The sequence below is a fragment of the Pseudoalteromonas sp. MMG033 genome (genome assembly GCF_057197785.1).
This window is the reverse complement of the sequence record NZ_CM170070.1, coordinates 2,737,251-2,761,339: the sequence shown is the minus strand read 5'-3', so window position 1 is coordinate 2,761,339 and position 24,089 is coordinate 2,737,251. Positions and strand designations below refer to the sequence as shown.

At 42.8% G+C, this 24,089-nt stretch carries 23 protein-coding genes; 12 read left to right on the top strand and 11 right to left on the bottom strand.

Going from position 1 to position 24,089, the window contains the following annotated elements:
- Positions 1-24: 24 nt before the first annotated feature.
- The 5 genes from fos to AC2CZC_RS12070 form a co-directional block, all read right to left on the bottom strand.
- A complete protein-coding gene (fos, locus tag AC2CZC_RS12090) occupies positions 25-444 on the bottom strand; it encodes a fosfomycin resistance glutathione transferase (RefSeq protein ID WP_484581971.1) in 420 nt (139 codons plus the stop codon).
- Entirely contained in the window at positions 441-926 is a 486-nt protein-coding gene (locus tag AC2CZC_RS12085; protein ID WP_484581970.1) for a GNAT family N-acetyltransferase, read from the bottom strand. Before AC2CZC_RS12085 ends, fos begins: the two co-directional genes overlap by 4 nt.
- Before the next feature lie 12 nt (positions 927-938).
- A complete protein-coding gene (locus AC2CZC_RS12080) occupies positions 939-1,427 on the bottom strand; it encodes a GNAT family N-acetyltransferase (protein WP_484581969.1) in 489 nt (162 codons plus the stop codon).
- A gap of 152 nt (positions 1,428-1,579) precedes the next feature.
- Positions 1,580-2,032 (bottom strand): YaiI/YqxD family protein, encoded by a 453-nt coding sequence (locus tag AC2CZC_RS12075; RefSeq protein WP_484581968.1) that lies wholly within the window; start codon positions 2,030-2,032, stop codon positions 1,580-1,582.
- A gap of 81 nt (positions 2,033-2,113) precedes the next feature.
- Positions 2,114-3,997, bottom strand: coding sequence for a methyl-accepting chemotaxis protein (locus AC2CZC_RS12070; protein WP_484581967.1), 1,884 nt, complete (start codon positions 3,995-3,997; stop codon positions 2,114-2,116).
- 84 nt (positions 3,998-4,081) lie between these two features.
- On the opposite strand from AC2CZC_RS12070, the gene AC2CZC_RS12065 reads away from it, so the two are divergent.
- Together AC2CZC_RS12065 and nfi are read left to right on the top strand one after the other, a co-directional pair.
- Positions 4,082-5,251: a porin gene (locus AC2CZC_RS12065; protein WP_484581966.1), complete on the top strand. Its 1,170-nt coding sequence runs from the start codon at positions 4,082-4,084 to the stop codon at positions 5,249-5,251.
- A 138-nt stretch (positions 5,252-5,389) separates the two neighbouring features.
- The gene (gene nfi, locus AC2CZC_RS12060; protein ID WP_484581965.1) at positions 5,390-6,061 is read left to right on the top strand and encodes a deoxyribonuclease V; all 672 of its coding nucleotides are present in this window, start codon (positions 5,390-5,392) and stop codon (positions 6,059-6,061) included.
- 19 nt (positions 6,062-6,080) lie between these two features.
- Here nfi and AC2CZC_RS12055 read toward each other — a convergent pair whose 3' ends face one another.
- Positions 6,081-6,866: a helix-turn-helix transcriptional regulator gene (locus AC2CZC_RS12055; protein ID WP_484581964.1), complete on the bottom strand. Its 786-nt coding sequence runs from the start codon at positions 6,864-6,866 to the stop codon at positions 6,081-6,083.
- Between the two features lie 126 nt (positions 6,867-6,992).
- On the opposite strand from AC2CZC_RS12055, the gene AC2CZC_RS12050 reads away from it, so the two are divergent.
- The 3 genes from AC2CZC_RS12050 (at position 6,993) to AC2CZC_RS12040 (ending at position 12,284) form a co-directional block, all read left to right on the top strand.
- Positions 6,993-7,397 carry a hypothetical protein gene (locus AC2CZC_RS12050; protein WP_484581963.1) on the top strand — a complete coding sequence of 135 codons (405 nt, stop codon included), beginning with the start codon at positions 6,993-6,995 and terminating at the stop codon, positions 7,395-7,397.
- Positions 7,398-7,482: 85 nt separating this feature from the next.
- The gene (locus AC2CZC_RS12045; RefSeq protein WP_484581962.1) at positions 7,483-7,992 is read left to right on the top strand and encodes a GNAT family N-acetyltransferase; all 510 of its coding nucleotides are present in this window, start codon (positions 7,483-7,485) and stop codon (positions 7,990-7,992) included.
- 74 nt (positions 7,993-8,066) lie between these two features.
- Positions 8,067-12,284 carry a DEAD/DEAH box helicase gene (locus AC2CZC_RS12040; RefSeq protein ID WP_484581961.1) on the top strand — a complete coding sequence of 1,406 codons (4,218 nt, stop codon included), beginning with the start codon at positions 8,067-8,069 and terminating at the stop codon, positions 12,282-12,284.
- Between the two features lie 56 nt (positions 12,285-12,340).
- Here the strand turns inward: AC2CZC_RS12040 and AC2CZC_RS12035 are convergent, their stop codons facing one another.
- Complete coding sequence (locus AC2CZC_RS12035) at positions 12,341-13,522, bottom strand: hypothetical protein (protein ID WP_484581960.1); 1,182 nt, start codon at positions 13,520-13,522, stop codon at positions 12,341-12,343.
- 249 nt (positions 13,523-13,771) lie between these two features.
- On the opposite strand from AC2CZC_RS12035, the gene AC2CZC_RS12030 reads away from it, so the two are divergent.
- From AC2CZC_RS12030 to AC2CZC_RS12005, 6 genes are all read left to right on the top strand, one after another.
- Entirely contained in the window at positions 13,772-14,191 is a 420-nt protein-coding gene (locus tag AC2CZC_RS12030) for an aspartate/glutamate racemase family protein (protein ID WP_484581959.1), read from the top strand.
- Complete coding sequence (locus AC2CZC_RS12025; RefSeq protein WP_484581958.1) at positions 14,184-14,477, top strand: hypothetical protein; 294 nt, start codon at positions 14,184-14,186, stop codon at positions 14,475-14,477. Before AC2CZC_RS12030 ends, AC2CZC_RS12025 begins: the two co-directional genes overlap by 8 nt.
- A complete protein-coding gene (locus AC2CZC_RS12020) occupies positions 14,474-15,115 on the top strand; it encodes a hypothetical protein (protein WP_484581957.1) in 642 nt (213 codons plus the stop codon). Before AC2CZC_RS12025 ends, AC2CZC_RS12020 begins: the two co-directional genes overlap by 4 nt.
- Positions 15,116-15,229: 114 nt before the next feature.
- Positions 15,230-15,550 carry a hypothetical protein gene (locus AC2CZC_RS12015; RefSeq protein ID WP_484581956.1) on the top strand — a complete coding sequence of 107 codons (321 nt, stop codon included), beginning with the start codon at positions 15,230-15,232 and terminating at the stop codon, positions 15,548-15,550.
- Positions 15,540-15,788, top strand: coding sequence for a hypothetical protein (locus AC2CZC_RS12010; protein ID WP_063360615.1), 249 nt, complete (start codon positions 15,540-15,542; stop codon positions 15,786-15,788). The genes AC2CZC_RS12015 and AC2CZC_RS12010 overlap by 11 nt, the downstream gene beginning before the upstream one ends.
- Positions 15,789-15,792: 4 nt before the next feature.
- Complete coding sequence (locus AC2CZC_RS12005; protein ID WP_484581955.1) at positions 15,793-17,391, top strand: PepSY-associated TM helix domain-containing protein; 1,599 nt, start codon at positions 15,793-15,795, stop codon at positions 17,389-17,391.
- Between the two features lie 68 nt (positions 17,392-17,459).
- Here the strand turns inward: AC2CZC_RS12005 and AC2CZC_RS12000 are convergent, their stop codons facing one another.
- Together AC2CZC_RS12000 and AC2CZC_RS11995 are read right to left on the bottom strand one after the other, a co-directional pair.
- Positions 17,460-17,999: a hypothetical protein gene (locus tag AC2CZC_RS12000; protein WP_484581954.1), complete on the bottom strand. Its 540-nt coding sequence runs from the start codon at positions 17,997-17,999 to the stop codon at positions 17,460-17,462.
- Positions 18,000-18,146: 147 nt separating this feature from the next.
- Entirely contained in the window at positions 18,147-19,967 is a 1,821-nt protein-coding gene (locus tag AC2CZC_RS11995; protein ID WP_484581953.1) for a cytochrome-c peroxidase, read from the bottom strand.
- A gap of 340 nt (positions 19,968-20,307) precedes the next feature.
- On the opposite strand from AC2CZC_RS11995, the gene AC2CZC_RS11990 reads away from it, so the two are divergent.
- Positions 20,308-20,664: a hypothetical protein gene (locus AC2CZC_RS11990; protein ID WP_484581952.1), complete on the top strand. Its 357-nt coding sequence runs from the start codon at positions 20,308-20,310 to the stop codon at positions 20,662-20,664.
- Positions 20,665-20,724: 60 nt separating this feature from the next.
- Here AC2CZC_RS11990 and AC2CZC_RS11985 read toward each other — a convergent pair whose 3' ends face one another.
- Together AC2CZC_RS11985 and AC2CZC_RS11980 are read right to left on the bottom strand one after the other, a co-directional pair.
- Positions 20,725-22,122, bottom strand: coding sequence for a hypothetical protein (locus AC2CZC_RS11985; RefSeq protein ID WP_484581951.1), 1,398 nt, complete (start codon positions 22,120-22,122; stop codon positions 20,725-20,727).
- Positions 22,123-22,407: 285 nt separating this feature from the next.
- Positions 22,408-23,793: a hypothetical protein gene (locus tag AC2CZC_RS11980; RefSeq protein WP_484581950.1), complete on the bottom strand. Its 1,386-nt coding sequence runs from the start codon at positions 23,791-23,793 to the stop codon at positions 22,408-22,410.
- Positions 23,794-24,089: the final 296 nt, after the last annotated feature.

Below are 24,089 nucleotides of genomic sequence, written 5' to 3'. Positions count from 1 at the left end.
ATAATAACTGTTAAGCGAAGTTGTTCAAAGTTCGTTGTACCACACGAGCCCTTGATATGGCTTAGCTTTTAAACTATCGAGACGACTTTGCAATGACCCTACATGCAATTCCAACTTATGCCCATCTGGGTCAAGAATATAAAGCGACTCACCTTCGCTGCGATTCTCTTGCCAAGTCTTTATATTAAGCTCTGACATTTTATGACGGAAGTTCGTTAGCTCAACTTGATCTACGTTCAAAGCAATATGGGTATAGTCACCTTGAGTACTTAATGGGCTATGCGGTTTGTCACACAAAGACAAACATAGCCACAAATCGCCCAGTGATAAATAGGCACCATTTTCCCAACGTACATGGGCTTTAGCGCCGAGCAAACGATAGAATTCAATCGATAAAATAAGATCTGATACTGACAAAGTAATATGATTTACACCCGTTATCATACCGGCAAACTCAGTGATTTTTTCATCACAAGCACATGGTAGCCCTTTGAATATGTCTCAAACATTGGTTCAAAGCCCAATTGACAATATAAACCGCCATCTAATTGCTCTGTTTGCAAGTAGAGCGTATTTATCTGCGCTAATTTCGCTTGCGACACCACATAAGACATCAGCCTTTTACCAATCTGCATGCCTCTCATTTGTGCGTCCACATACACTCCGCCAACCCAATGTTCATATTGTGGGTAGTCATCCATTTCTCGAATTTTTAGCTCCGCAGCCGCAACCAACTGACTGCCCATCATCGCGATAACAATTTTTGGTAACGCGTTTCGATTTAATGAATTGTGTAGTTTTTCGGTGATCTGCGCTAATGTGTAGCGACCACTTTGCTCACACCACTGTGCGTAATACCAACGAGCGACTGTCGGTAGGTATTCAGGTTTATCTGCTAAATAATAAAACACTAATTCCTTGTTCAAGGTTTACTCCTTCTATTTTTTCTCCAACCACTTATACATAATATAACTATCAATAAGCCCCAATTGAGGGTGACGGTAAGCGTTCGGAATAGTACCAATGATCTCATACCCCAACTTTTTCCAAAGCGAAACCGCAATTTCATTGCTCGAAACAACTGAGTTAAATTGCATTGCCTTAAACCCAAGTGCCAAAGCTTGTACCTGTGAGTGCTCACATAATTTTCTTGCTAACCCCTTACCACGCGCTTTCGGTGAAACCATATAACCACAGTTGCAAATATGATCACTGGGGCCCATTGCATTGGCCTTAATATAATAAGTCCCTAATACTTGTTCATTTTCAACATACGCAAATGCTTTTAATGGCTGTGCACACCAAATTTGGTAAGCTTCTTCTTGTGACATATTCGGATGATATGCATAGGTTTCTTGCTGTAATATAATCTCTTTAAACACAGGCCAAAATGCCACAAAGTCTTGCTGTGTCATCTCTCTTATCATATTACTCTCCTTCGATAGACTATGTGCCCTTTATTGATTGGACATCTTACTTTACAAAAAGTGCACCGAAGGTCAATACAAGTATGGGTATTAAAGAGGACAGGTGAATAAGAAAAGTAAGCCTGCATCATCAGCAGGCTATAAAACGAATTTTACTGTGTTTTGTGTTGCTGCAGCCACCGGTCTAGACAATTTGCGAATTGCTGTTTCTCACCTTGACTCAAAGGCGGCGGCCCACCGGTTTGGACACCACTACTTCTCATCGTATCCATAAAGTCACGTATATTTAAACGCGCACGAATATTTTCAGTAGTATACATTTCACCTCGAGTGCTTAGCGCAAGCCCGCCCTTTTCTATGACTTCTGCCGCGAGAGGGATATCACTGGTGATCACCAAGTCACCTACGTTCATACGCTTTACGATTTCGTTGTCTGCAACGTCAAAACCCGCACTCACCTGCAGCTTGCAAATGTAAGGAGACGGTGGCGTTTTCAAATATTGATTTGCCACCAAAGTGACCGTCACCTGAGTGCGCACCGCTGCGCGAAACAAAATTTCTCGAATTACAACAGGGCACGCGTCTGCATCTACCCATATGGCCATGATTTGCTCCTACAATCACTGACTATTTCAACTGAGCAAAATCATACGTGCTTTTGCTTCAGCTGAAAACATCTCACCACACTATAAAGTAAATTTAGACAGGAGTACCTCTTGCTCATGTGATTGCTCAGCCAGCTCTTGGCTCGCTTCATATTGCTGACTAGAGAAATTATCAACTTCAACGCTAATATCATTGATATTCGCAGTGTTTTTATTTATCTCTTCAATGACAACACTTTGCTCTTCAATCGCAGTCGCAATTTGAATATTGCGATCCATGATGTCTTTTACTGACTCAGAAATTTCATTCAGCATTTGCGTCGCATGCTCTGTTTGCTCAACACATAACAAAGTTTTATCTCGACTTGCCCCCATGGCATTTTGCACCTGATTCGACGATACCTGTATTTGTTCAATCATGCTTTTAATTTCGGTTGTCGACTCTTGCGTTTTGGTGGCAAGCGAGCGTACTTCGTCGGCCACAACTGCAAACCCTCTGCCCTGCTCACCAGCTCTTGCCGCTTCAATCGCGGCGTTAAGCGCCAGTAAGTTTGTTTGCTCAGCAATCCCATTTATGACCGATAGAATGTTTTCGATACTATGGCTGTATTCAGCAAGTTGCGTACTCATCGCATGAGACTCATTTATCTCCTCAGATAACGCTGAAATCTCTTTTTTCGTTTCTAAAAATACTTGCTGTCCATCTCGAGTTTTGTCGTTCACTGTTGTAATAGAGCTGGCTGCATTTTGCGCACTGCCCGCTATCTCGCCGGAGGTTGTACTCATTTCATGCATGGCAGTTGCCAAACTTTCCACGAGCCCAACCTGCTCTTGCAAACGCGAGCTTGATTGCGTTGCCAATTCTCGGGCTGCTTGACTGCTCGACACCACCATGTCTGTTCCATGTTTTACTTGTGAAACGAGCTGATGGAGTGACCCTAAAAATATATTAAACTGCTGCGCCACCTTGCCGCACTCATCATCATTTTGAATGGTTAAACGCTGAGTCAAATCACCACTACCCGACGCGATATTGGTAATGGCAGCTTCTAACTCTTTTAATGGTTTTAAAAGGTGTATAGCGAGCGTTCTGATTGTTAATGACCCTAACACAACGGCAATGATTGCCACAACAATCGTATTCAATGTCATCTTGTTGAGCACTTGATAGACTTTGTCTTTATCAAGCATTACAGCCAAGTACCATGCATTACCATATTGGTCATCCAGTGGGTAGTAATACATGATTTTATCTTCACCACCCACTTCTACCTCAAGCACTGTTTTTGACTGAGCCAACGACAAGTTGGGCGAGATGTCACGTAATGTCTTACCGTTTAAATCTTTTTGCTGATGCGAAATGATTTCACCTTGCTTATCCACTAAGAATGCAAATCCAGTTTCGTCAAAATCAACCGCATTGATACTATTTGCAATGGTCGTCAGGCTCAGGTCTCCACCGATCACCCCTTTAAACTGGCCTTGATAATTAATTGGGGACACGACCGAAAGTAATAGTTCACCCGTTGCGGCATCCACATAAGGGCTGGTAAATACCGTTTTGCCTTTTTGTTTTGCCAATGAATACCAAGGGCGCTGGCGGAAGTCCACGCCAGGTGGATTCTGACGATTTGGATTGTTCGACCTGAGCCCAGTTTCCGTATCCACAGTACCAAACGCCAGCAAAAATGAGGTGCTAAAGTAAGGCGTGTTTAACGCTTGCTGAAAATTTTCGACACTAAAATCAACATCTAACTGTGTTTTCACTAAATGTACTTGTGAGGCTTTTTTCGACAGCCAGTTATTAATGCTAATCGCCAGCAGCTGAGTAGTGTCTCCTACATACGCAGCCGTTTTTTGCTTCATTGAATCATTGATAAACCAGTAAGTAGAGCCGCTGAATACAATAATGATGATAAACACCACCAGCGCAGAAGCGACTGAAAACTTGGTTCTAATCTTCATAGTTACTCGCCAGAAAAAAAATCAGTCAACATCGCAAAGTGTTGTCTATAATTCGCTTTATCGCAACTAATTGGTTTAAAGACTATGAAAACAGCGAGCCGTTCTTTATTTGCTCTTTTGCTATCAACGTCATTTGCATCTCCGGTAATTGCAAATGATAACCGTCCCGTCACCATGGATGACATAAAGGCACTTGAAGCCCAGCTTGCGGAACTCAAACGACGATTTACAGCGCAGCACCCAGAACCCGAAAAACCAGCAGACACCAGACAACACACCGCCACTGCCAAAGCAGCACCAAAGCCTGCACCTAAAGTGGCAGAAAAACCTGTGACGCATAAAGTCAATGTCTATGCGACCATGCGCCCAACCTATGGACGCATCGAAGACAAAGGGGAAGATACATACGATGTGCGTGACGCATTATCCCACGCAGGAATTAAAGCCACCCACAGATTCAACGATGACTGGGCCGCAGAACTGCATGGTGAGTGGAGTATCGACATTCAAAATACAGGTGAGTTTGGCCGCTCTCGTCGTGCCTACACCGCCCTAGTAACACCGGTTGGGCGCTTTGGTATTGGTAAACAGCGACCAGCGCAGTACTTGTTTATTGCCGAGTACGTCGATATTTTTAATCATGCTAACAGCCCTTACGCCTATGATAACGAAAGCTTATTTTTCGTTGACAACTTGTTGAGTTACCGCCTTGATAGTGGTCCTATTACTTTCGTAGCTGTCGCACAGTATGACGGAGCAAATAACGAAAACTATGCAGACTTATTCAATGCTGGTGTCAGCTATGACAAAGATGGATTACATGCCGCAATCACCTACCAAATGAATGATGTCTACGACCAGCAAGTCAGACAAGGGGAAAACTCTATCTGGGCAGGCTCATTAGCCTATGATTTTACAGACCGCTTTTACGCTGCAGTTGCCTATCAAGATAAAACATATGAAAGAAACAACATCGCAGATAGAGATGGCTCAACACTTGATCTCTCCTTTGCTTATAAACTGACAAAATTTTATAAGCTAAAAGCGGGCTTTTTCGATTTTGACGACGGCTACAGCGATAACGACCCAGCCAATCAGAGCTACGATGGTTACAACGTCACTTTAGAATGGATGCCAACGCCACCGCTGCGCGTACACCTTGAATACCTCACCAAGTCGTATACGAACGACCAAGATTTTGACTCTTTGTCAGTTGGCTTCAGATATGACTTTAGAACGTCGATAAATTACTAGAACTCAAAGAGCCTCTGTTATTCACGATACAGAGGTTCTTTTATCCATTCATAGATCAAAAAAGTCACATAAACTATTGATAATCATATTTTACGCCCCATGATAATCACAACATCAATACCAACATAAATCATCAGCATGATCCAATACAACGCACCCACAACACAAGAAGACGCATTGCACATTCAAGCATCTTTAGCCAATACCGTCATTATGACTGATCAATTCAATGAGATTGATACAATCGCAGGCGTGGATGTTGCCTATGATGAAGAAAATAACCAAGTGGTTGGCGCAGTGGTACTATTAGACGCAAAAACACTGCAAGTCATCGAGTCATGTAGTGTGGTAGAGACCATCAGCTTTCCTTATATTCCAGGGTTATTTTCTTTTCGTGAAATCCCCCCGTTAATCAATGCCATAAAAAAACTTTCGATAATGCCAGATTTAATTGTCTGCGATGGGCAAGGCGTCGCACACCCTAAGCGTTTTGGTATGGCAAGCCACCTAGGTGTACTTTTAGATATTCCCACTATAGGGTGTGGTAAAACCAAGCTGGTCGGTGAGTATGAAACACCGGATTCATGTAAGGGCAGCATGTCTGATTTAATGCATGATGAGACTCTTATCGGCAAGGTGCTGCGCACGCAAAAAGATATCAAACCAGTTTTTGTCTCGGTGGGGCATAAAATAAGTATTGAAACGGCTGTGCAATGGATTGAAAAGCTCACGCCCAAATACCGCTTGCCTGAAACGACACGACAAGCAGATCAACTGGTTAATCGCAGCTTAAAAGCACTGAAGGCTTAAATACCCATAAATTGGCACACTAGTGCTTTTGACTTTTTCGCCATGCCGCAGGCGTTTGGCCAATATATTTTTTAAATTGGCGAATAAAATGGGTGGTATCACTCCACCCAAGTGTTTCTGCTAATTGACTGATAGGCTGCGAAGTATGCAGCAGGTGAGTACACGCCTGCGATAAGCGCTTTTGTGTGATCCATTGACCAACCGTATGCCCCGTTTCTTGTTTAAACAGTTGAGCAAGATAAGGAGGCGTCACATGAACCGCCTCACTTACTTCATTGAGTCCAATAGATCGCAAATAGTTGGTTTGTATGAACGCGAGCGCCCTTTCAACTTTCTCGTTATACTGAGGCGAATTTGCGCCACACGAGACAGCCAGACTGAGTTCACTCAACAACAAGACAACAAAGCTGCGCTGCACTTCAAGGCTCAATTTTTGTCGTTGAGCCGCAATCAACTCGTAAAATAAAGTTGTAATGAAGGCATGCCGGTCCAAGCTCGCCGCTTTCACAGGCAACACGCCTTTTTTGACCAACTCAAAAGGCGCCAGTAAATCACTGTCGGCTAAACCCAAGCAATCAGGACAAAAACTCAGCCATAAAACCTGCAGATTTTCACCTGTTAACAGCGTATGAGGAACTCCCGGCGGCACAATATTAAATGAGCCAGGCTTAACGTGATAAGGCAGGCGATGGGCAATGGTCATTTCACCAGATACGATAAAAGTCAGTACGCATTCCGCATGTGAGTCATGTTTTTGCTCTGTTAGCGTTTCAAAAAACGCCTCGCCAGCGGCCAATGCATGCATACTGTTACCCCATTTTCTAAAAAGCTTAAAAAAAGCCGATTTTTACTAAATTCTATCAATTATCGTCCAATACATTTAGCTCTAGAATAGCTCCCATATTAAAACACGCATATTTAGAGGTATATTATGGTTGATTCTCCAATGACAATAAACTTTTCCATTGCTTTGATGGGACTGACATTACATATTCTGATCTGGGAAAAGCTACCTGATTGGGGAACGTGGTTTAACACGCTCGTCGATAAACTCCCTAAACCACTTGCTTACCTTTATGAAGCATGGCATTGCCCATACTGTTTTGGTTTTTGGGTCGCCTTAGCGCTGCATGCACTCACTCAACAAGCAACCTTACCCGCGCTGCAAAATATGCCTGAATTTTTAGGGGTAACAGCACTGCCTATAGCCTGGTTTTTGGATGCATTGGTAACCGCCCTCTTCATTTACATAGGCAGCCTACTATTAAAAGCCCTCGCAGGTCCTGCACTCACTGGTCACCAAAAAATGATGGCGTTTAAGCAATCTCAACAATAAGTGCATTAGAGTCAGAAAGTAACTAACCTTTATTAATAAACCAAGCTTGCGGCACTGATGCTGCCGCTTTTGGGGAGCTCAACAGATGTCCTCTTTATTCACTACGCAAAGACTCAGTGTATATCATTGCCAATCTTTATTATCAAAACCAAATCATGCTCAGCAAATTACGCGCATACTCACCCCTGCTGTCACTGCATTTTTACCTAAAGAGTGGCAATCACCGCCGCTAGATGAGCACGCAGTGCAATGGCTCAGCGACAAGCTCAAAGAAGCAGACATATTCATAGCGATGAGCAAAGAAACCGCACTCAAAGACCGCACTCTGCCAATTGGGTTAACCTTAGTCCACCGCTCTGGTGACACAGCACACATCGGGTATTTGGTCGATGAACAAGCTTGGGGACAGGGCTTTGGCAGCGAGCTTTTGTCTGGGCTAATGGCGTATTTATCAGATACCTGTGCCATCAAAACGGTGTATGCTGGAGTAGACCCGCATAATAAAGGCTCTGTTCGTGCACTTGAGAAGTGCCAATTTCATCTCGATTCGACAGCGAAAGACGGGCAAAATGCCTTTTATGTCTATCACTTTTAGTCCCTCATAAAGCTTGTGACATTGACGACCATTTGGTACTTTCCCTGCGTCAGTCTGTACGCATAGGAATACTCTTGCACTCACTTAATCGCCCACTCACTCTCACGACAGATACCAATGTCATCATAGAGCGACTCTATCAAGACTATTTAGCCCTTGATGAAGACTACCAAACACTGGTGCAAGTGCTTGCAGTGGTTTTTAAGTCGGTGTCTACCATAAAAATAAAGCAAATATTAAAGCGTTTAACAGAGCAAAAAGTCATCGCACAAGGTAGGCCTGTTTCTGCCCTCAGCTCAGAACTGGCAACCCTATTAGAAACAAAGCAGCTGGCTATTGTTGAGCACCTCAATGTTCGGATAAACCCACTTATCGCCAACCTTGTGACTCAACATGCACAAAAGCTTGGGCGATTGTTACCAATCTTAAAATATGCAGAAGAGTTTATCCCGGTGCTCAATGCCTACGAGTGGGAGCGAGACCCAGAAGATGAAAATCGTCTCACTCGCGACTTTTTGTTACTTGGTCACCTACCTAAAGCAAAAGCAAGATTGGCTTTTCACAAAAACCCACAAATAGTAAACACACAAAATAATAGTGCACTGGTACAGTTTGTTTTTTTCCCATTCCAACTGGATACTTTTGCTGAGTTACCAGAAGACATGCAATACCAAGCATTTGCAACATTACTTGCGAACCAAAAACACTTTGGTATCAATAACCATGTTGCGCTTGAGCTGCTTATTCAAGCGCAAAAGCACTGTCCAAATAATAGAAACTTGCGCTTTTTGCTCAGTGAAACCTTGTTACTCGATAACCACGTATACCAAGCACAACAATTAATAAAGCCCAGCGATATAACCAGTTATGCGCTGCAGCTTAAGGCCAGCTTTTTACTGCTTAACAATCAAAGCGAGCATGCATGTCAGCAATTTAATAGTGCACTTCAAGCACAGCAAAAGTATTCCAAGAAGAAAGCACCTTATTTGGACGGTGTTTTTGGCTGGCTCCATCTCATTGCCCTTTTAGCGTCGGCGTCAAGTAATAATGATCATACTCAGCAAGCTATGTCCCTTGCCAGTAATCAGCTATCCGATAAAAAAGGGAGTAAAGCGAATTACTATATTGGCCAATTATTTGAGTGCTTGAGTGAGTCTTTATTGACTGCGGCCCCCTTCATTAGCCAGTTTGTAGAGCATGAGCGGGACTTGCAAAATCGTCCTTTGGATTATTACGCATGTCAGCTCTTTTCACTGCTGGCGCTGCACTGGTGTAAGCAATCGCTCAATGAACAACATCTCGAAAGACTGCAAGCATGCCGCGCTTTTTTTAGTAACGCGACACTGGGCTTATTTACCGACATTACCGATCAGCTATACACCTCTGTGACGAATGAACATAGAGAGAGTGGGCTGAGTCTTAACTTCGCAAAACTGATTAAGCAGCAGTCTGAATGGGATCTCGCCCTAGATAGATTGCTCGCGCTTGCGCCAAAAGAAGCCATATCAGATGACGCTGACTCAACAGCCAGTGAACGCTTGATTTGGCTACTTGATATCACCAATGGTAAAGCTTCGTTTCAAGCAAAAGTGCAAAAACGCCAACCTAATGGTTGGAGCAAAGGCAAAGCCATGCCGCTTGAGACGCTATATCAAAATCAACAAGCTTTGACCTATTTAACGGCATCAGATTTGGCCGTTATCGATGCCATGTCCATCGAAAAACATTGGCAAGACACCACCTATCACCTCAATAGCGTTGAAGCGCTTCGTGCGGCAGCACTGGCACCCAATGTATTTACTACCAATGATTTGAACGAACCTCTAGACATCATCGAGTCTCCAGCACAACTCGCCATCACAGCATGTGGGGAGCAATTGTTGCTTAGCTTGACTGATTTACCCGATGACTTTGCAAAGTACTCAACGGCCTATGCCATAAAGCACATTACATCGCATCAATATGCATTCACTTACTTTGATAAGCAACACCTGAAAATTGCGCACATCATTGGTGAAAATGGCTTACTTATACCAAAACAAGCCAAGCCAAAATTGATTGCCAGCATCGCAGCTATTGCGCCGCTACTGAATATCGCCTCTCAAGTAAGCGACATAGAGATCGGGTTAGAAACGGTTGAGCCGCAAGCTCATCTCATCATTAATGTTAGCCCTTATCAACAAGGACTTGAGTTTCACTGCCTTAGTATGCCGTTTGGTGATTTGGGACCCGCATTCCATCCAGGTGTTGGCAATGCCAGTATCAGTGCTGAAATTGAAGGTAAGCGAATAGCCACGAAACGTAACTTAGCCCAAGAGCAAGAGCTGCTCGACAGCTTAGATGCTCATTGTCCTGCCTTTTTAGCCATGGCTGATAACCGCTTGTGCATTGCTGATTTACAGGATGCTCTATGTGCCCTTGAACAGTTAGAGCTGGGCTTGCAAAGCTCGCCGCCCTTACAGGTTAAAATCCGTTGGCCTAAAGGGAAAAAGGTCAATTTATCGAAACCTTTGGAGTCACAACATTTACAATTGGCCATTTCTAGGAAAAACCAGTGGTTTGACTTAAATGGTGAGCTAAAAATTAATGACCAACAAGTCATCGAACTTAAAGAGCTGCTAAAACTGGTTGAACAAAGCCATGGCAGATTTATCGAGCTCAGTGGACAGCAGGTCGTCGCACTGTCTCATGCCCTGCATGAAAAGTTAGTGCAGCTCAATCAAAGTACCGAGCAAGGTCGCTTTCATCCTCTTGCCAGCCCTATCGTCTCTGAGGCTGTTACGGGTATGCGAATGAAAACCCTGCCAGCGTGGGAAGAGCAATCACAAAAAATGCATCAGGCCAATACGCTTAAAGTAACCCCGCCAGCTGACTTAAACGCAACCCTTCGCGATTATCAGCACACGGGTTTTGACTGGGCCATGCGTCTGGCACATTGGGGAGCAGGTGCGTGTCTTGCCGATGACATGGGTCTGGGTAAAACACTGCAATCTCTGGCTGTGCTACTCGCAAGGGCAAAAGAAGGGCCCAGCTTAATCATCGCGCCGACTTCGGTATGCTTTAACTGGCAGCAAGAAGCAACGAAATTTGCCCCCACACTCAGTTTAAAATTACTGTCACACTATGGTGCCGGTGACGCCCGAACAGCATTGTTTGCGCAACTCAAAACGCAGGATGTCGTGATCATCAGTTACGGATTATTGGTGCGCGACATTGAACTGCTCAAAAGTATTAATTGGTCTTGTATCGTGGCAGATGAAGCACAAGCCATCAAAAACCCGCTGTCACAGCGCGCCAAAGCAGCCTGTGCACTCAAAGGGCAGTTTAAAATGATCACCACAGGCACGCCTATTGAAAATAACTTGGTAGAATTATGGTCATTATTTCGCTTTGTTAACCCCGGACTATTGGGTAATCTCAAGCGCTTCTCTGAACGATTCATCCAACCCATAGAGAGCAAAGAAGACAAACCGATTGCAGCACGCTATGCACAGCAAAACTTAAAAACCTTGTTGCAACCGTTCATTTTAAGACGCATGAAACATCAGGTACTAACGGAGCTGCCACCACGCACCGAAATCAATGTCCCGATCCAACTTAGTGATGAAGAGCACACCCTCTACGAGGCACTGCGTCAAAACGCCATTGCCAATATCGCACAGGCCAATGAGCAACAAGATTCGGGCTCTCAACACCTTGCGATGCTCGCTGAGCTCACCAAACTGCGCCAAGTCTGCTGTAACCCCAATTTAGTAGCCCCAGAATTGGGGTTAAGCAGTGCCAAATTAAATAAATTGGATGAGCTGTTACAAGAGTTGAAAGAAAATGGCCACAAGGCTCTGATATTCAGTCAGTTTGTCGGCCATTTACAACTGCTAGCGCAACATTTGAAAACACGGGGTGTGAATTATCAATACCTAGATGGTTCAACGCCTGCGGCGCAGCGCCAAGCACGTGTTAATGCATTTCAGCGCGGTGAAGGTGAGGTATTCTTAATTAGTCTCAAAGCCGGCGGCTCTGGTCTTAACCTCACGGCCGCGGATTATGTGATCCACATGGATCCTTGGTGGAATCCAGCGGTTGAAGCACAGGCATCAGATAGAGCGCATCGCATTGGACAATCTCGACCTGTAACCATTTATCGCTTGATCGCACAGCAAACCATAGAGGAGAAGATCATTGCCATGCATGAGCAAAAGCGCGACTTAGCGCAGCAGCTATTGAGCGGCCAAGATACAACTTACAAGCTCTCAGTAAAAGAAGTGCTAGAACTACTTAAAGATACCCTCTAAGACCCTTTCAATATACGCTTTGATAGAGCAGGCTGTTGCCTGCTCTTATCTGACATTTATGGATATGTCACCGTCAATGGAGTAAGTTTTAAGGTGCCATTGAATGAATCATATATCCCGGTCATCGCAATGCTGCTCGCTTTGTTTTTCGCTTGATACTGCACTTCGGAGTAGCCATTATTCAGTGCGTCTTCAAGGCTGCCAAGCGGATTTCTTTGTATTGCGAAGTTATACAAAAGGTATGTATTGTAATCACGTACGAACGTACCATGACTTAGAAATTCACCATACTCTACTGGGATATCCCATGCAATAGTCGAATTCATTTTGCCCGTGTCTGCGTTCATGCTATGGCTTAGCATCATAAATTGTGACAAAAAAGCTTTACTATTTGGGTGTAATGCACCTAATTGAAATGGCTCAGACACGCCTGCATTCCATACGCCAATGTCTGTTGCCATCACCTTCATATCCGAGGTTATGTCTTCTTTATAAAGGATAGATGACACATAGCCATCTAAGGTTAATTGGCCTTTAAATGGCAGCGCAATACCCATTGTATCCCATCGTGCATCATCGGCCCTTGGATGCTCATAAATAGAATAATCACAATTGTAATAACGACTATTAAGACAATACACAATGTCGTTTTCACCATGCTGCGTTTCCAAATCACTTGGGTGTGCGATAGTTAATTGATAAGGCAAAGTAGTGTCAGACTGATGATTAATTAGCTCTAATAAAGCTTGCTTATCATACGTTATTTCACTGATCCGGTCTTCCTCTACACCATTGACGTTATGAAGGCTGATCAACCATATTGCGAGTTCCTCCTCCTGATTTAATATAGTTGGTACGTCAGAGAGCGGTATGTTGATAGCCCATGCAAAATTGTTCTCTCGTACTGGACCATATACTTGACCACACATTAAAGTGTGATCACCCCAATACACGTCAGCATATGCATATGTCAGTCCGTCACCACCAGCAAAGCGAGCCGTCAGGTTTTTCCCGCCCCCGCTTTCGGTGATGTCAAAGCCCAAAAATCTTATACCTGATTTTTCACTAGACTGCGTGTTAGCAGCATTGGTTAACATACTGTCATATCGAACTTGCTTTGACTCAGGCTGCATTGCACCGCTTGGTCCACACATATTATCTACCTGTATGACCCTTGATTGTCCAAATGCCGAAAAGCAAAGAGCAAATAATAACAAAATACTCTGTAAATATTTCATGTTCAGATCCTTGTAAATATTACGACTAAATATATCTGCGCAATTATCACTCAAATTACGCTTATATAGCCTATCTCTTTAATTAAAATAAAAAACCTAATATTTACATTGAATATACATTATAACTAATATTTATCTACCAAAAACTCTTTTAGTTAATAATTAAGTGTAATATTTGTGTAATAGACTTGATTGGGAATGTATAGATAATCAGCAAAAATAATGTTTACATACGGCTGAATTGTGATCATGCATACCATAAGTATCATCGGAGGTGTTGGACCCAGTGCCAGTGCTCAGTTTTACTTGACCCTACAGCAGCACGCTAACCATCTAACTCATAGACCGCATATTTTACTAGACAGTCTACCCATACCTTTTTGTTTAGAAGAAAACATACTAACGAAAGGGGCAAAGCTGGAACCCTATAAACCACTCTTAATTGAGTCTGCTAAAAAACTCGTCAAAGGCGGCGCAGATTTTATTACTCTACCTTGCAACACACTGTCTTGCTTTATTAGTGAGATTCAATCTCACGTACCAGTCCCTGTGCTCAACATCATTGACCTTACTGTAAAATCACTTGCCCACAACGAAGTAAACAAAGTGGGGGTTATTCGCAACCTCTCAAACCATACAACAGAGCTTATATTTAAATACGTTGAGTGAACATGATATTTCTCTTGAGCTGCCAACCTCATTTGAACAAAAGCAAATAGATCAATTCATTCTCTCTCAAGTATCAAATGCACAGGCATTAAACTCTGATTGCACACCGCGTACCTTACTTTGTATTGCTAAACGTATGATTGAAAGTGGTGCTGAGCACATTATTCTTGGCTGCACCGATCTGCCGCCATTAACAAATAAGCCAACCGTAAACCCTATCTCCTTGCTTGCACAAGAGAGTTTACGCTTAATCTCAAAACCACAAAAAATGGCTTTAACCTCATGACTAAAGAACAAAACCTCATCGAAAAAATGACCAGTAGAGCCGCTCATCTTGACTACAAAGCCTTTAGTCTTGAGTCTATTGGCGGCGTTGATGTATTAGCTGATTACCTTCATCAGGCCTACTGTGAAAATGATTCAGTTGTGCAATTGGGGCATGTTTGCCCGCACTGTAAAGGCAACGAGTTTAATGTTAGCACCGGGACATATCGCGACAAAACACACTGCCCTATTTGCGATACGCCGCTAGTCTCTTTTTGGAGCAAACCCCGTACCCAACATTACTTTTCATCTAAGAGAAATAGCTTAGGCTATCTTGCATTTGACCAAGGAAAACTCATTGGCCTCATTTGGGGGTTTCCAAGAACACTACCAAGCAATACCAAACCCGGCTTGTATGCGGATATGATAATTATTAATAAGAAATTTCATAAAACTAAGCTCGGCATGGGCATAATATTTAAGTTAACTGAGCATTTCTTGAGTGGCGCAAAAGCACAAGGTTACTGTCATATGATTGGCAGAACACAAATCACTAATGCACCACTTATCAGCGCATTTAAACTTATAGGTAGCAAGGAGGTAGGCCCAGATCCCAGCGACCCCAAAACAAGAACGCTGTGGTCTTTATCATTAATTTAAGCCCTACCAATTGCCCGATTTAGCTCTGATTGTAAGATCTTCATACTTTTATTGTTGAAATTTGATTCACTTATTGAAACAATGAACAACAAAACAACAATGATTTTTATTTACATGAGCTTTCTCGCTATTATCCCCATATGGGCAGCTTCTATCCTGTTATACCTGTCTAGCCCAAAACAGCGCTTAATGGCAAAGCCGCTGAATAAACCCGTCGGCTACCTGAGTGCGATAGCACTGTATGTATTTGCAAATGGCCTTTTTGCAAATACCTTCCCACTTGTATCAGCACTTTTAGCGAGCATTGTGGTACTCATGTTGGGGCTGGTATCCGTCACAATTTTATCAGGTAAATCCAAACGTCTGTTTATGTCTGTATCGGTTTTACTCGTTGTACTTTGTACAACAGTTGGAGGAACGATTTATGTGGCCTAAAACCATTCTTGGCTTTTTTGCCGGGTTATTTATTTCAATTTCATTGGCCCTCAACACCAACTTGATTTTACCCTTTGCTGAAGATACGCGGTTGCTCATAGGGCTCATTTTAGGCTTTCCAATTTGGGCTGGAGTTATGGTGTGGGTCTATGCATTTGATACCACACTCAAAGCTGCAAAACATGTGTTTTTAGTTCTGCTCCCATCTGCACTCCTTAACGTTATTTTACTGGTATAACACGATGAAAAACCAAACTTTAAAGACACTCACCAATGCACACGCTTGGATTGGTCTCATCATTTCATTTGTTTTATTTATCGTATTTATTGCCGGATCAATTAGCCTGTTTAGAGCGAATATCGACACCTGGGAAAAAGTGTCTTTGATAGGTGAGCATGCGCCGCATAGTAAAGGTGTGTCCTATGATGCCGTGCTCGCTAAGCTCGATGAGCAATATCACGTAGATACGCACCATGGCTTCTATTTATACGAGCCATCAGAGCGAAACCCATTCGTTCAGGTCTACTTTGCCGTTGAGCTTGATGAACCACACCCAGAAACCGGTGAAGATCACCAAGACATGTACTTATTGCTCGACCCAATAACAGGTGATGTGATTGCCGACGCCAATGACTTTCAATACGCCAATTTTGTATACCATTTACACTATGATTTGGGCCTCGGACGCATTGGCTTATACTTTGTCGGTATTATTACCCTGTTCTTTTTTGTCGCCCTGCTCAGCGGTGTAGTTATCCATTGGCGCAAATTGTTTAAAAACTTTTATCAATACCGCTTTGGCGCAAATAAAGATAAATGGCTTGATGCACATAACTTGATTGGTACCATGGGCTTGCCATTTCATATCATGTACGCATTCACAGGCCTGGTATTCAACCTGGTGATCATCTACCAAATCTCGTACGCACTTATTTTGTATCAAGGTAGCCAAGAAAAAGTACTCCAGGCCGCTGGGTTTAATGAACCCCACATTGAAGAAGCTGACAAACGCATGCCGATGCAAGGCATTGATGCACTATACCCCAGAGCCATGGAAGAAATGGGAGATGTTACGCTTAGGCTGATGATGATCGAGCATTTTGGTGATGAGAATGCTGTATTAGTGTTTATGGCCAAAAGCAATGACGAGTTCTCTAACGAAGTGGATGTGCGTTATACCCTTAAAGATCAGCAGCAAATATATATCACCACTGACAACTACGACAATAACTTGCGTGGTGGTCTTGCAACGATTGCCAGCTTACATTTTGGCGACTTTGCTGGTTATGGGATGCGTATTGCCTTTTTCATTCTTGGGTTAGCAACCGCGTATGTGATCATTACTGGTAATCTCATGTGGATCAGCAAACGCGCCAAACAAAAGAAACAAAGCAAACGTAGTTTGACTTTTGTTACTCGCTTAACCTCGGGGGCATTTATCAGTTGCATGGCTGCTATTGCCTTAGGCGCTGTTGCTGTAAAAGTCATCCCGCTTGACCTAGCAGGTCGTATGACCAGTATTCAAGCAATCGTGTATATAAGCTTTTTCATTAGTATCATTGCGTCGCTGTTTATTAAACAACAATCAATGTTTTGTCACTACACCTTGAAATTATCAGGACTGTTGTACGCCTTGGCTGCACTACTCAATATACCAAATTACCTACAATTTGGTGATGTGTTATCAAACATGGTATTGGTGGATCTTGTGATAGTCGATGTGATGTTAATCACGATTGCCAGCTTATGTTGGTATGGCGCATTGAAGTTTGCGAAGAAAACGGAGCAGGTACAACAGGATATTAGCCAGCCTGACGCTGAGTTAAGTACTACATCTTAGCCACGACCTACGCAAGTTAAAAAGCCCAGCTTAACAGCTGGGCTTGTTAATTAAGTGGGTCACTTTGATTACTCACACTTTTGATTCATGTTATCTGCGTTTAATTCTGCCAATAACTTCCATGAACTTGTGGTCACCAAGGCAAGTGTCCATATGACCAACCCCACAACCAAATATAGCGCTTTATCAATGCCAAGAAACAGCAGCACGGCAACAATGCCGAACATCAAGTAAGTTAACATCGAAAGCAGGTAGATTTTGCTCGCACCTGATACCTGTACGGCATATTCACATTTATCTTTTAATTCAATATGTAGACCTCTTGCAGTAATAACAAATGCATAGAGGGCAACTAAAAATAACGGAATGGTGGTGCCCAATAGACCCGCTTTAGGGATTATAAAAATGAGTGCAAATATCACCAGAAACAAAAAGGCTTTAAAGGTGTGCTGAGCCAGTCGTTTTACTCGAACAAACTCAGGGTGATTGAGCAATTCATGACGCAAAGATAAACTCACAAAGAGCAAACCCGCAAACGTTGCACTGACTTGTGACAAGACGGAGTAAAAGTCATGCCAAGTCTCAATAACGGAATTAAAATCTACCACACTACTTTCCTTAATGCTTTAGGCTATTAATTGCTTATATTTACACAATCCTAAAACAAAAAAAGATCAATAAAAAGCCAGTCTAGACAGTAATTCAATGATTTATATAAATAGCAGGTGTACTCATACACCTGCTTAAAGTTGCGATTACAGCGTATCTCCATCAAGATTTATCGCATCGAATTGGTGGCCATCCGGCCCACCATCACGAAGCGGAATAAGCGCATTAATTTCATTACTACCAGCCAATGCTTCTGGGTCAGTTAACGCATGCAAAAATGCTGCAAGGTAGCTGATTTGTGTCTCGGTGAAACCGCGAATAATGGCTTCATCCCCCCGATCTGAGGCCGCACGATTTTGCGCATTCAATGTCAGAACGTAATCTCCTGCCTCACCAACAACCGAGGCACATTGCTCTGCATTCAAGTGCTGGAATTGAGGTAAACCACAGGTTTCGTGCTCACCATAAAAGCGCTCTAACGACCCTGTCACATCTGAGTAATGCTCAATAACACGCTCTAATGTGGCAAATACCCCTTTGTCTCCATACGGCGCAGTGATGCCCACATTTAGTAAGCTTGGCATTCTAAATTGGTTTTTAAAGTTTCCATCTGCAACACCATGTACACCTATTTGCGGATACAACGGACCGCGAGTGCGTTCAGGTGTAAACATCACACCGTCATGACAATTTGCACAACCTGCTGCGGTATAAAAAAACAAGGCCCCTCGTTTTTGCGCTTCACTTAGTTTTTGCTTCTCGCCATCGATATAATCAAAAAATGGGTTATCTATGAACATGAATGACGCTTGGTAAGCAGCCATAGCACGTGCTATACGCAAGAAATTTATCTGCTCATCGCCAAACGCCGCTACAAAGTGAGGCTTCCAATTATCGGATAGACGCTGTGCGATAAACTCACGGTAAGCTTGTGGCGATTCAAAGCCACTGGGGTCGCCCATTTCTGCTGCTGCGGTTATCGGAAAATGAGCCTGTGCCATCAACAAACGTAATGGTTCTGAACTCTCCACCTCTTCATTCATCAAGCGTGTCACATCAAGTTCTGGTGTTTGTATATCTGCCGTTGAGACAGTACCCACCTCACTATCACGGTTCGCTTCTCGTAACCGTACCCGTTGATCCCAAAACATACTGTCAACCCAAAGTGCAGAATTACATATTGGTGGTGAGTTTCTGCCAACAGCAGGAACCGTCTGCCCATCACTGCGGCCCAGCCCCATGACATCAACATCTTCAGCATTCACACCAATAGATAGCGATAAGCCATCACTGCCGCAACCTTGCGCAGGGTGATGACAGGAAGCACAAGAGGTATCAAAGTTCTGACTTAAGGCTTTACTAAAAAATAAGCGTTTACCAAGCTCTATCATTTGACTGTCTTCTTGCCGACGATAGCGCGCCACATAAGCCTGCATATCCTCTAAGCCCGCTTTGAGCGTATAATGCTCGATCAGCTTATCCATACAAGCATCCAGCGCTTGCGTTGGTATTGCATCCAGATCATTGGTACCACAGTGATCCACCAGCCTTGCAATCCCCACTCTGATCACCGATCCATTACGCATACCATCATTGGCATCATCGGTAAGTGTTTTTACACTATCGGTATTAGAACGTTGACTGATTTGTCTGCCCTGTGCTCTTGCCACAGCCACAACATGATAAGTGTGCTCAAAATTAGGGCTCGCTGACGTATCAACATAAAAGGTCATTTTAGTGCGGCCAATGCGTTTGCCATCACGAAACACGCGATAACCCGTAATGCCTTCAACACCGATAGGTGCCTGCCAACTTAGCCCGACTTCAGTTGCTGAGTGCACTTTAGCAATCAACTGAGTGGGCGCGGAAGACTCTATGGGTATGCTGGCATAAAGTGATGATGCCCATATTGTCAAAGGGATGAGTAAAAGTAGATTTATCAATTGACGGTAGCTTTTTCCAAACATTGCAGTTCCTCCATAACGACTACCAGAATTTGTTGGGGTTATATCGGTAGCCTACCTGGTTTTCCACATATCTATCCCGATAATAACAACAAGTGTATTAAAATCAGGTATTTAACTGGATATAGGCCACCAGCACTGACCATGGGTATAAAACAAGGAAAAAATATGAATTAATTTAAAAAAGGCAACCCTTAAGTATTGTCATTAACTTCAGAATATTAAACAGAACCACTGAAAAGTATCATTGATTTTGCTGGTGGTTATACCTTTCAGCTAGCCTGCGCCACACTAATATGAAATAATTACCTCAATTGGAAACTAATATTTTATAGATTGTTAAATGGATTTAAACTATCCCATAGAGTCTGCTTTCTTAGTCTTATCACTGTTATTTGCCATCACCCTAATACCCGCCAAAGTCACAATCCAGTTTATTGGTGCCGACTACAGCAATATTTTGCGCTGTGCACTCGCTGTATTCATTGCCACAATCACGACCTTATATGCAATAAATACAATTGATCATCTAGTCGGAATCATATTGTCATTCACTTGGCTGGTCTTTATTTTTAATCGAATTTTGGGGATGTCTAAGTCTTGGAGTAGTCTATTTACGATTTGGTTGGTGCTAATACAACTTGCTGTATTGCATGGACTTGGTGAATATGGACTGAAATTAGAGTGTGCTCTACCTTAGCTCAATGTAGCTTACTTTTATGCAGCTTGGCTTCAGCCAAGCTACAATCCAAATTTTTAATTATTGATTTTGATATTTCTCAAAGAAATACACAGCCTGTACAAAAGATTTATACTCTTCTCGGTCAAAATCAACAACTCGAGAAGATTGTCTAAACTCTCTATAATCTTTGAAGCCCTGTGGCGCATTAGGGTGGCCAAATATCGAAATTTCAAAACTTTGCATGGAAGAAAATTCTGCACTGCTAATGTCTAACAGTTCACCAAATTGAAAGGCAGGTATAGTGCCCGATGTATCGCTCACTATATTCCAATCAACTGATTCACCAGCAGAATCCGTAGGATTTAAATACCACGACACAGCATGAAACCTATCATCCAAGTCGCTAAAGTCGTAATCAAAGCTATAGCTGTTATTCATATTCCCAGATAAAAAGCCAGCTTCAATACCTTTCGTTAACTCGGTTGGCGTTTCAAATTCAAGTTGCCCTGTTTCTTTGATGCTCGAACGAGCAGCATAATGCCTGTCAACTGTATACTCGCCTACCGTTACCTGTTCATTCCAACGTGCTCGATACTGGTGCGTATCAGCTAAATCTGGAAAAATGAATTGCATGGCTGTTGTTGAAGCAGAAAAAATAACCTCAAATGGCTGTTCGCTCTCTTGCGCTTTTTTATAAGACACAATTGATGCATTCCCTACAAAGTCACCATCCGTCTTATCAACAGGCACACCATCATAGATAAAATCTTCTGCCACCAGTTCAATTGTTAATGGCGTAATATATTGTGAAGGTTCAACTTGTGCAGCTTTTGCAATCGAGCCATCTGGTGATACCAAGGCAAACCGGAAAACATCATCTCCAGTGCAATTTTCAATTTCTGATAGTCCCGGACCAGCAACCAAATGATCTGATATCGGTAAACCAAGGATCTGGCCCCTTTGGGTAATGACTGAATAGTTTGGATATGTAGACTCAATTGCAGTATAGTCCACTTGCAATGTACGACAAGGCGATACAGTTGGAGCAGCACAACTTTGGTAATCCTGAGGCGCTGAAAAACGAATCGTTCCTAATTTTAGCCCATCTTCTATGTCCATATGTGTCACAACTTTGCTTTGGTGAACTAAGCTCTCTTTGATATCAGTATCGACAATAGAAATGTGCTTAGCATCTGCAGGAATATCCCCTTTAAATATTCCTTCTCCGTTTGATGCCCCTTGCCCAACAATCGCACCCAATGCGTCATGAAACACAATATTGACATTAGATTTCGGTTCTTCGCCAGCACACCCCTCAAACACCGTTTTTAACTCTATGCTTTTTAGGGGGGGTGGTATAACCAGAGTCGGTTTTTCGGTAACAACCGGGCTGGGTTCATCTTTTGATGAAGAGCCGCATCCAGCAAGACCCAATCCAGCAACTACAGGGAGAAGTACAAACAAACTACCTTTCATTTTTTTTCCTTTTTATTTTTATTAAAATTACTTTTTCCTTTATATATTAGAGCATTATGAAGTCTAACCACAACCTAATCAGGTCATTTTTTGTGACGGCTACATCACTGGCTTTTTGTCAATGCTTGTAGTAGATCACTGATTGCGAGAGCTATTTATGGTTTGTTTCACTTCAATACAACTTGCCATTCAACAAGGGTGAGAATAATAGACCTTTGAGTGATATCAAACCTCATGCAGACGGAATTAATACCACTTTTATCAATAGCTCAGCACATGCAGTACTTAATTAATACGACTACTTTTATTTATGAATTTATAGTCAAATTGTATATAAGATTGGTTTTCAGCTTTTGAAAAATCGTCTTTATCCTGAGTCGCTAAAAAGGTCCGGTAATCATTCAATGCCGCAGGGCCTTTTGGATATGCCGACAAACTGATTTGAAATGATGGCAGCGCACTAAACTCAACACTGTCTAAAGTGAACGCGTTACCAAATTGAAACTCTGGTATGTTGCCCGCCGTACCACCCGTAACATGCCATTGATAGCTTTCACCTTCGCTGGACGAAAACGAAAATTGCCAGTCAACCAGCTTTAATCTGTCATCCAATGCGCTAAAGTCATAGCTAAAGCTGAAATTACTGCTGTCATGACCAGACAAAAATGCCTGACCTAAGTCATTATCTAACTCAACAAGATCGGTAAAGTTCACTTCCCCTTCAGAGGAAATGGCAGATTCTGAGTAGCTAGTAAGAATCAGTTGGAAAACATCTAAATCGATATCATCGCCAACTTGTGCACTATACTGCGAATAGTCTGCTAAGTCAGGAAAAATGGCACGTGCTATGGGTGCTGGCATATTAAACAGTAAATCATACCCATCCGTCTCTTGTTTTCCTTTCATATAAGAAGCAATAACTACGTTAGCGCCCTCAGCCAATTCAGGTGTCGTGACCGCTACCCCATCATAACTAAAATCTTCAGCTAACAACTGAAACACTCCCGTATTGGCATCGACATTCGGTTCAACACGGGCGAGTTTGACTATCTCTTTGTCATCTGACACAACAGCAAATGGGATATACTTTTCACTCCCACAAAGATGCGCTTTTTTCAAAGACTCTCCTAACGGCGCTTTATATGCATGGTTCAAAAAGGTGGAATCTAAACCTTTAGTTAGCATCTTATAATCGGGGTATGTCAGCGCAGCATCTCTTACATCAACAAAATAAGTCTGACAAGGTATTGCCGCGGCCACACTGCACTCTTGCGGTGAATCAAATACCATGGTGCCCAAATTGACATCTCCTGAGATATCCATATGCGTATATACTTTTCGCAGCGTACGACTATCTTCTCGAACAACTGTATCAACCACTGATACATGTTTAGCATTTTCGGGGATATCTCCTTGATAGGCGCCATTTTCATCTGGACTCGCAGTCGCAACAACCGCGCCGCTTTCATCATGGAAAATTATTTCGATATCCGTTTGGCTATCTGCCGTAGCACATCCATCAAACACGGCTTTGAGTGTCACTGAGCCTAGCTCTGGCGCTGGCACTACGGGGACAACTTTAACTGTATCATCATCTGAGGAACTGCAGCCCGATAGCGCCATAACTATTGCACTGGTAATAAACGCATGTTTTAGATTTATTTTTTTCATTTTATTTCCTTTTAAAACAACTGGGTAATTCCAATCAAAATCGGAACAAACCTTAGCACGCAGGCTCCCCAATAAGAGTTAACAAATGTTACTCTATGCTATTATTTGCAACCGAAAAACCTGTGAGACATCGTCCGTTGTCCGCCTTCATTTACTGTCCGCGTACTGTCCGGTGTCCGTCCGGCTCCCAAATCCAAGCTTACCCAAAAACAAAATAACACAATAAATACAACAACTTAAATTTTGGCACATTGCTTGATATAGGAATAAAAACGACATAGCTTCAAGGAGTCGGA